The organism is Microbacterium sp. Bi128 (genome assembly GCF_918698205.1).
Map to the genome: position 1 here is coordinate 1 of NZ_CAKKMM010000916.1, position 2,059 is coordinate 2,059.

The following is a 2,059-nucleotide window of genomic DNA, read 5'->3' on the forward strand; positions in this document are numbered from 1 at the left end:
CGACCAGCGAACCGTCGCCGATCAGCAGCCACAGGTACTGCCCGGCGACCTGGGCGAGGTTGGCCAGGACCACGACGCCGGCCAGGGCCACGCCCCATCCGCCCAGCCAGCCGGCCCAGGGACCGAACGCCCGGCGGGCCCAGATGAAGGTGGTCCCGCAGTCCGGCATGGCGCTGTTGAGCTCACGGAAGGCGAAGGCGATGAAGAGCACGGGCACGAAGCCCAGCAGCAGGATCAACGGGGTGTAGTTGCCGTTCACCGCCACGATCAGTCCCAGGGTCGCCGCGAGCGAATAGACCGGCGCGGTGGAGGCCAGCCCCAACATGACGGAGTCTCCGAGATCCAGGATCCCGGCGCGCAGTCCCTTGGCCGGAACTGCCGCGGGACCCCCGGGGCCGCCGGCCGTCGTCGTCGTGGTGGTTCCGGTGCTCATAGGGCAATACCTGCCTTGCTGGAGTGGGCCTGGTTCGAGGCCGGGGCGGGCGCGTCAATCGTGTTGGGCACGAAGCGGCAGAAGTAGTCGGTGATGGGCCCGTCCGACTCGCGGATGCCGCAGCCGACCGATTCGCCGTCGACCACCCAGAGGCCGAGCACAGGGCGGTTGCCGTCGAAATCGGGAAGGGCATGGAACTGCTGGTAACACCAGCCTTCCCGGCCATAGTCGCCGGGCTGTTCGAGGTCGATGCCGGCGGCGTGGATCCTGATGTTGTCCCCTTCCCGGCCATGCAGCGGCTTGGCCACCCACTCCGTGAGCGGCCCGGGACCGTCAAGATAGGCCGGAAGCAGGTTGGGGTGGTCCGGGTAGAGGTGCCAGAGCGCCGCGAGCAGGGCCTTGTTGGACAGGAGCATCTTCCAGGCCGGCTCCACCCAGCGCGGATTGTGGGCGCGCTGCAGCAGCCGCTGCCCGAACGGCTCCTTCATCATCAGTTCCCAGGGGTAGAGCTTGAACATGGTGCTGATCATGAAGTTGTCCAGGTCCACGAAGCGGTTGAGGTTCGGATCCCAGCCGATGTCGGACATGTTGATGCCGATGGTGGTCCAGCCGGCCTGGCTCGCGACGTCCCGCATGTAGGCTGCCGTCATCCAGTCCTCGCCGGATTCTTCCGCCTCGGAGTGGGCGACGTGGAGCGTGCTCATGCCGGTGCGGTACTGCAGCCTCTTCCATTGCCGGATGAGGGCTTCATGGATGCCGTTCCACTGGTCCTTTTCGTGAAGGACGTCCTGCAGCCAGAACCACTGGGCGACGGCGGCCTCAATGAGTCCCGTAGGGGTGTCCGCGTTGTACTCCAGCATCTTGGCCGGGCCGCCCCGGCCGTCGTAGACGAAGTCGAAGCGGCCGTAGACGTCCACATCGCCGGCCTGCAGCGATGCAGCCGCCAGTTCCAGGGCCTGCGGCCCGATCCCGATGTTGCCCATGGCGCCGGTGGCGAGGAACTTCGCGGCCTCGAGGCACATGCGGTGCATGTCCTCGGCGGCCTGTTCGAGGGTCTCCACTTCGTCCATGGTGAATTCGTAGTAGGCGCCTTCGTGCCAGTACTCGACGTTCGTGCCGTCGGGCAGGGCCGTGGTGGAGAAGACGAGGCCTTGTGCTTCAATCCGCTCTTTCCAGTCCGGCCGCGGCGCGGATCCCAGTCGTTTCATCCCTAGCCTCCCGTGCTTCCGCCCTTGGCGCTGCCGCCGAAGCCGCCCCTGCTGACCGTGCCGCCCTTGGCGCTGTACCCCGTGGACGCCTTGGCCCCGGTGGGGACGGTCCTGCTGTAGCTGGGGTAGCCCGAACGGTTCTGGCCCAACCCGGGCACGCTGGCGCCGCGGGAGTAGAAGTACCAGGCGTAGATGCCGGAGCTGCGGCCGTCCGTGCTGCTGTTGTTGCACCGGGCATCATCGACCCGCTCGCCGGTGTCGTCGTTGAAGCACACCTGGGCGTAGTCGGAGTCGTCCTCGTTGCTGGCCACCATGGCGGTGATCGTGCCGGCCAGGAGCGCCGTGACGCCCAGCCCGACGACGGCGGTACGGCGCTGCGAACGCTTCTTCCGCGCCGCCGCGGCCGCCAGGCCGCGCT

At 67.8% G+C, this 2,059-nt stretch carries 2 protein-coding genes and 1 pseudogene; all 3 read right to left on the reverse strand.

What is annotated here, in order from left to right:
• Positions 1–433: pseudogene (locus tag LQV45_RS27970) on the reverse strand (amino acid transporter); the annotation flags it as partial.
• Positions 430–1,641, reverse strand: a complete 1,212-nt coding sequence (locus LQV45_RS27975; protein WP_230010167.1) for a glutathionylspermidine synthase family protein — start codon at positions 1,639–1,641, stop codon at positions 430–432. The pseudogene LQV45_RS27970 and the gene LQV45_RS27975, both read right to left, overlap by 4 nt.
• 2 nt (positions 1,642–1,643) lie before the next feature.
• Positions 1,644–2,059, reverse strand: a 416-nt coding sequence (locus tag LQV45_RS27980; RefSeq protein ID WP_230010170.1) for a Tat pathway signal protein, incomplete at its 5' end; no start/stop codon positions are given.